This window comes from Eoetvoesiella sp., assembly GCF_035555955.1.
Classification (GTDB): domain Bacteria; phylum Pseudomonadota; class Gammaproteobacteria; order Burkholderiales; family Burkholderiaceae_B; genus Eoetvoesia.
Window position 1 is genome coordinate 41,691 of the sequence record NZ_DATMGA010000023.1, and the last position, 7,094, is coordinate 48,784.

A 7,094-nucleotide genomic window follows, 5' to 3' on the forward strand; every position below is an offset into this window, starting at 1 on the left:
GCCCCGGAATCGTGGCGGAAAAAGTGAAAAAAGCCCCCACGCCGCGCCGCAGGAGCGGCTTGCTGCCCCCCGAGGGGGCGCTTTTTGCCTTGGGGCGGCCCGGTGGCAAAAAACTACGCCGAACGGCGAATGAATTCGGCTATTTTAGGGCATATCGTGGCGCGCCAGCGGCGGCCCGAGAAAATACCGTAATGGCCGCAATCCGGCGCGGTGTAGTGCTGCTTGCGTTCTTTGGGAATGCCGCTGCAAAGGCTTTGCGCCGCGCGCGTCTGGCCTTGGCCGGAGATGTCGTCCAGTTCGCCTTCGATGGTGAACAGGGCGACGTCGGAAATGGCCGAGGGGTCGACCTTCTGGCCGTCTATGACCCACAGGCCGCGGGGCAGTTGATGTTCCTGGAACACGATCTTGATGGTGTCCAGGTAGAACTCGGCCGGCATGTCCAGGACGGCGTTGTATTCGTCGTAGAAGCGCCGGTGCGCCTGGGCGTCGTCCTCGTCGCCCTTGAGCAGGTCGAGGTAGAAATCGTAATGCGAGCGCAGGTGCCGGTCGGGATTCATGGCGATGAAGCCGGCGTGCTGCAGAAAGCCGGGGTAGACAAGGCGTCCTTCGCCCGGATAGCGCACCGGAACGCGATGGATCACGGTGTCCTCGAACCAGGAGTAGGGCTTGGTGGTTGCCAGCCGGTTGACCTGGGTGGGGGATTTGCGCGTATCGATGGGGCCGCCCATCATGGTCATGCTGCGTGGCCGACAGGGATCGTTATTGGCGGCCATGAGCGAAATGGCGGCGAGCACCGGCACGGTGGGCTGGCACACCGAGACGACATGCACGTCCGGACCCAGAAAACGGATGAATTCCTGCACGTACTTGACGTAGTCGTTCAGGTGGAAGGCGCCGTCGGCGACCGGCACCATGCGCGCGTCGACCCAGTCGGTGACGACGACGTCGTGGGCCGGCAGCAAGGCCTTGACTGTGTCGCGCAGCAGCGTGGCGTGATGGCCCGAAAGCGGCGCCACCAGCAGGACGGTGGGGTCTTTTTTACCGCCGGGCCGCCCCAAGGTAAAAAGCTCCCCCTCGGGGGGCAGCGAGCCGTGTAGCGGCGAAGCGTGGGGGTCTTTTTTACCGGTGGTCTTGGGCAGGGCGCGCTCGAAGCGAACCAGATTGCAGAACGGCTTCGAGAGGATGGTGTGTTCGGTGACGGCGACTTCCTTGTCGCCGACCAGGATGCTGGCGATGCCCCATTGGGGTTTTTCGTAGTCCTTGCCCAGGCGATGGGCCAGCTCGCATGCCGCAGCCAACTGTCGGGAGACGGGTGTGTAGGCAAGCGGGCTGTATGGGTGGGAGAAAAGCTGCGAACCGGTATCGGTAAAGGCTGCCATCGGCGTCAGGAACGCCCGTTGAAGTTCGTGAAGGTCGTACAGCATATATATGGTTTGCCTATTGTTGTTTCTGTTTTGGCGGCGCCCGGGAGCTGCCAATATTCTACAGAATGTATCGCTTGGTTATTAGCAAAACACAAAAATGCATAAATTACCACCGCACTACATGTCATTAATGCTGGCTTGCCAGGGATTTCCCGCAGCCAGGCCTTAAAAATTATTGTAAAGGCCCCTTATAAAGTTGCGCTTGGGCAACAGTTGAGGGCGGTGGCACGCCGCGTTGCCGCCGGCGGCACGCGATTTTGGATGCAACGGGATCCAAAGAGCCATCGAGTCTGGACAGGCCGATCGGGATACGCCTGTTTGCGGGATCCCGTCAGGGAACCCGGCGCGTCAGCGCTCGAGGTGCTGGAGCTTGCCCTCGACGCCATTCCAGTCGTCGGCGTCGGGAAGCGGCTTTTTGGTGCGGTTGATCATGCTGAACACCTGGGAAAGCTCGGCATTCAGGGCCATGAAATTGGTTTGATCCTGCGGCACGTCTTCTTCGGCGAAAATGGCATTGGCCGGGCACTCGGGCACACAGACGGCGCAATCGATGCATTCGTCCGGATCGATGACCAGGAAATTCGGGCCTTCGCGAAAACAGTCGACGGGGCAGACGTCGACACAATCGGTGAATTTACACTTGATGCAGTTTTCGGTTACGACGTGGGTCATGGTGAAGCTCCAACTATTAGATATTGCAATGCTCAATCGCCCCGCCCGAACCCCGGGAATGCGGGGCAAAGCCCGCCCCGCGCGGCATTAAACATTACAATATCCACTATTATCCGTTGCCATTGCCTTCGACAACACAGGGCGATTTTACTCAATAAACGCAGTTCGCTCTTTATAGACCTGACCGGATATCGGGTCTTTGCCGCGCAAACGGCCTGGCAGGCCGTTATGCTATGGTTGTCACAGACATCGCGTGCGTGCCACGCCTACCGCAAAGCAGTGCCTTTTCAATGATCATAACTTCGCTTCTCGATACCGATCTGTACAAGTTCAGCATGATGCAGGTGGTCTTGCATCATTTTCCGGCCGCCCAGGTCGAGTATCGCTACAAATGCCGCACGCCCGACATCAATGTCAGCGCCTACCTGGACGAGATTCGCGCCGAAATCCACAGCTTGTGCCAGCTTCGGTTCACCGACGAAGAGCTCGATTATCTGCGCGGTCTGCGTTTCATAAAAAGCGACTTCATCGATTTCCTGGGGCTGTACCACATGCCCGAGAAATGCATTGTGGTTTCCCAGGGCGCGCGACCGGGCGAAATCGACATCACCGTCAAAGGACCGTGGCTGCACACCATCTTGTTCGAGATACCCGTGCTGGCCATTGTCAACGAGGTGTACTTCCGCAACGAGTGCAAGGATCCGGGCTGGGAAGAAGGCCGCCTGCGGCTGCAGAACAAAATGCAGCTCGTCATCGACGACCCGGCCCTGGCCGATTTCCGCGTGGCCGAGTACGGCACCCGCCGCCGCTTTTCCAAGCAGTGGCATGAAGAAGTCGTTACCACCATGAAGTCGCAGATGGGCGTGCATTTCGCGGGAACCAGCAATGTCAGGCTGGCCATGAAGCACAATGTGACCCCCCTGGGCACCATGGGCCACGAATACCTGCAGGCCTGCCAGGCCCTGGGGCCGCGCTTGCGCGATTCGCAGGTCTTCGCTCTGGAAGTGTGGGCCAAGGAATATCGTGGCGACCTTGGGATCGCCTTGTCCGACGTCTACGGCATGGACGCTTTCCTGCGCGATTTCGACATGTATTTCTGCAAGCTTTTCGACGGCGCGCGCCACGATTCGGGCGATCCCTTTGTCTGGGGCGAAAGGCTGCTGGCCCACTATGCGGCCAATCGCGCCGACCCGCGCACCAAGACCCTGGTGTTCTCCGACGGCCTGACCATTCCGCGCGCCATCGAGCTGGCCAAGCATTTCGCGGGGCGCTGCAAGGTGTCGTTCGGCATCGGCACCAACCTTACCAACGACCTTGGGCACGAGCCTTTGCAGATCGTCATGAAGATGGTCCGGTGCAATGGCCAGCCCGTTGCCAAGGTGTCGGATGCGCCCGAGAAGACTATGTGCGATGATCCCGCCTACCTGGCGTATTTGCGCCAGGTATTTCAATTAGCCTAGGTTTAGCCGCCGCATCGGCGGAGACTATTCAATTGCATGGAGCAAACATGAGCGATATCAAGCGGGTCAGCGTGGGCAAGCGCCTGTCCGAAGTGGTGGTGTACAACGGCGTGGCCTATCTGGCCGGCCAGGTGCCGGACGATGCCGGGCTCGATGCCGAAGGGCAGACCCGGCAGGTTCTGGCGAGCATCGACCGGTTGCTGGCCGAGGTCGGCTCCGACAAAAGCCGCATCCTCATGACGCAAATCTTTCTTGCCAACATGGGCGATTTCTCCGACATGAACAAGGCCTGGGATGCCTGGGTGCCCGCCGGCCACGCACCGGCGCGAGCCACGGTCGAGGCGCGCCTGGCCAACCCCGGCTTCAAAGTCGAAATCGTCGTGACGGCCGCCGTCTAGGCAATGTTCAAAGGCTCCGGGCTTTTTGCCCGGAGCCCGTGGTTCTCGTTATTCGCCCGGTTTCCCATCATGCCCACGACAGTCCGCCCCGATACCGACCAGAAGCCTTTCGAACAGGCGTGGTTCGAGCGCGTCAGTGCCGATTTGGACGATGAAGGCCGGGCTTTGCTTGCGCAGGCGGTCGACTGGGTGCGTGGCCCGCTCGAGGGGCTGACGGCCAGCACCGGCGAGCCGCTGGCCGAGCATGGCGCCGCCGTGGTGGGCATCCTGACCGAACTGGGCACCGATGCTCCCACCCGCGCCAGCGCCTTGCTCACCATCACCCCCGAGCGCGCTCCCGCTGCCGCCGAGGGCAAGACGCCGCCATTGCAAAAAGCCTTCAGCGCCGAGGTTGTCGCCCTGGTGCAGGGCACGCGTTCGCTGTTGCGCCTTAGCCATCTGACCGGAAAATCCAGCGATACCGCCGTGGTCGGCGGGGGCCAGAAGGAAATGCAGCGCAAAATGCTGCTTGCCATGGCGGCTGACCTGCGCATTGTCTTGCTGCGCCTGGCATCGCGCCTGCAGTCGCTGCGCTGGTATGCCAGTTCCAAGGCACCTTGTCCGGAGACATTCGCGCGCGAAACCCTGGAGCTGTATACGCCGCTGGCCAATCGCCTGGGCATCTGGCAACTGAAGTGGGAAATGGAAGACCTGGGCTTCCGCTTCCTGGAGCCCGAAACCTACAAGTCCATCGCGCGCCAGCTCGAAGAAAAACGGGCCGAGCGCGAGGCTTTCATTTCCCAGGTCGTGGCACAGCTGCAGGCGGCGCTTGCCCAGCATCATATTGCCGCTGACGTGTCGGGCCGTCCCAAGCATATCTACAGCATCTGGAACAAAATGCGCAACAAGCACCTGGATTTCTCCAGGCTGTACGATCTGCGGGCGTTGCGCGTCATCGTCGAGGACGAGCGGGCCTGCTATGCCGCGCTGGCCCTGGTGCATTCCCTGTGGACGCCGGTTTCCGACGAATTCGACGACTACATCTCCCGGCCCAAGCCCAATGGCTACCGTTCGCTGCATACCGTGGTCAGCGATGCCCAGGGCCGGGCTTTCGAAGTGCAGATCCGCACCCACGACATGCACCGATTCGCCGAATACGGGATGGCGGCGCATTGGCGCTACAAAGAGGCCGGCGCCAAGGGCGGCACGCAAACCGCGGCCAGCCTGTACGACAAGAAAATCTCCTGGATGCGGCAACTGCTTGCCTGGGAGAAAGACGGCGTCCAGCCGCCTCCCGACGCCCGGCCCGTCCATGGCGACACCGTGCCGGATGCCGCGCAGTCGGCCGACCGCATCTACGTCATGACGCCGCAGGCCAGGGTCATCGAATTGCCTGCCGGCGCAACGCCCGTGGATTTCGCGTATTACCTGCATACCGATCTGGGACACCGCTGCCGTGGCGCGCGGGTCGACGGCCAGATGGTGCCGCTGCTGACCCGGCTGCAGACCGGCCAGACGGTGGAGATCATTGCGGCCAAGTCCGGCGGACCGTCGCGCGACTGGCTCAATCCGCAATTGGGCTACCTGGCCAGCCCACGTTCGCGTGCCAAGGTTCGGGCCTGGTTCAATGCCGTCGAACTGCAAGAGCGCATCTCCCAGGGCCAGGCGCTGGTCGAGAAAGAATTGCAACGCCTGGGCAAAACCGCCGTCAACCTCGAACAGTTGGCCCAGCAGCTTGGTTTCGCGCGCGCCGACGATTTATATGTGGCGGCCGCCAAGGAAGAGTTCAGCCTGCGCCAGATCGACTACCTGTTCCGGGAAGAGGCGGCGCCGTCCTTGCCGCAGGCCGACGACAAGGTCGTACTTGGCAGCGGACAGGCCAATGTGGCCCGAACCGGCAAAAGCGGGGTGCTGGTGGTGGGCGTCGATTCGTTGATGACGCAGCTGGCGCGTTGCTGCCGCCCGGCTCCGCCCGACCGGATAGCCGGCTTCGTCACACGGGGCCGGGGCGTTTCCATTCACCGCGACGACTGCCCCGCCTATGCCGCCCTGAAGATCAAGCAGCCTGAGCGCATCATCGACGTGGCCTGGGGAGATACCGGCGACACGGTCTATCCGGTCGATATCAGCATCCATGCCCAGGAGCGTTCCAGCCTGTTGCGCGACCTGTCCGATGTGTTCGGACGCCTGCGGCTCAATGTCGTCAGCGTGAATACGCAAAGCCGGCGATCGTTGGCCCATATGATCTTTACCGTCGAGGTGCGCGATGGCGAGCAGATCGTTCGGGCCCTGGCCGCCTTGAACGAGTTGAATGGCGTGACGGCCAGCCGCCACTGATTGCGCGCGCGGCGAAAGCGGCGCATGACGCCGCACGCTGGTAAAATGCTTAATTACCCGCAAATTTCATTGCCGCTGTCGGCGGATGCCGATGCGTAACCAGAGAGTAATTCATTGAAAGCTTACAATCTGCCCGACGATAACGGGCATTTCGGCCGGTTTGGCGGCTCGTTTGTGGCGGAAACGCTGGTGCATGCGCTGGACGAACTGCGCGATGCCTACAAAAAGTACAGCAACGACCCGGACTTTCTCAACGAATTCGCCTACGAGCTCAAGCATTTCGTGGGCCGGCCGAGCCCGCTTTATCATGCAAAGCGCTGGTCCGAGCAACTGGGCGGGGCGCAAATCTGGTTCAAGCGCGAAGACCTCAACCATACGGGCGCGCACAAGATCAACAACTGCATCGGCCAGATACTGCTGGCGCGGCGCATGGGCAAGCCGCGCATCATTGCCGAAACCGGCGCGGGCCAGCATGGGGTGGCCACGGCGACCGTGGCGGCGCGCTACGGCCTGGAATGCGTGGTCTACATGGGCAGCGAAGACGTGCGGCGCCAGGCCTCCAACGTGTACCGCATGAAACTGCTGGGCGCCACGGTGGTGCCGGTCGATTCGGGCTCGTGCACGCTCAAGGACGCGCTCAACGAAGCCATGCGCGATTGGGTCACCAATGTCGAAAATACCTTCTACATCATCGGCACCGTGGCGGGCCCGCACCCTTATCCCATGATGGTGCGCGACTTCCAGTCGGTCATCGGCACCGAGTGCATTGCGCAAATGCCGGTCGATGCCGGCCGCCAGCCCGATTACGTGGTGGCCTCGGTGGG

6 protein-coding genes are annotated in these 7,094 nt (G+C 61.6%); 4 read left to right on the forward strand and 2 right to left on the reverse strand.

Annotated features, from left to right (window positions below; genetic code table 11):
- Positions 1–113: 113 nt before the first annotated feature.
- Together VNT00_RS07245 and fdxA are read right to left on the reverse strand one after the other, a co-directional pair.
- Positions 114–1,424, reverse strand: a complete 1,311-nt coding sequence (locus VNT00_RS07245; protein WP_325585955.1) for a polyhydroxyalkanoate depolymerase — start codon at positions 1,422–1,424, stop codon at positions 114–116.
- A gap of 348 nt (positions 1,425–1,772) precedes the next feature.
- Positions 1,773–2,096 carry a ferredoxin FdxA gene (gene fdxA / locus VNT00_RS07250; RefSeq protein ID WP_325585957.1) on the reverse strand — a complete coding sequence of 108 codons (324 nt, stop codon included), beginning with the start codon at positions 2,094–2,096 and terminating at the stop codon, positions 1,773–1,775.
- A 290-nt stretch (positions 2,097–2,386) separates the two neighbouring features.
- Between fdxA and pncB the strand changes: the two genes are divergently transcribed.
- The 4 genes from pncB to VNT00_RS07270 all read left to right on the forward strand — a co-directional run.
- The gene (pncB, locus tag VNT00_RS07255; protein WP_325585958.1) at positions 2,387–3,556 is read left to right on the forward strand and encodes a nicotinate phosphoribosyltransferase; all 1,170 of its coding nucleotides are present in this window, start codon (positions 2,387–2,389) and stop codon (positions 3,554–3,556) included.
- Between the two features lie 47 nt (positions 3,557–3,603).
- Positions 3,604–3,954, forward strand: a complete 351-nt coding sequence (locus VNT00_RS07260) for a RidA family protein (RefSeq protein WP_325585959.1) — start codon at positions 3,604–3,606, stop codon at positions 3,952–3,954.
- A gap of 69 nt (positions 3,955–4,023) precedes the next feature.
- Positions 4,024–6,270 (forward strand): RelA/SpoT family protein, encoded by a 2,247-nt coding sequence (locus VNT00_RS07265; protein WP_325585961.1) that lies wholly within the window; start codon positions 4,024–4,026, stop codon positions 6,268–6,270.
- Between the two features lie 114 nt (positions 6,271–6,384).
- The coding region (locus VNT00_RS07270) for a tryptophan synthase subunit beta (RefSeq protein WP_325585963.1) at positions 6,385–7,094 on the forward strand (710 nt) is incomplete at its 3' end.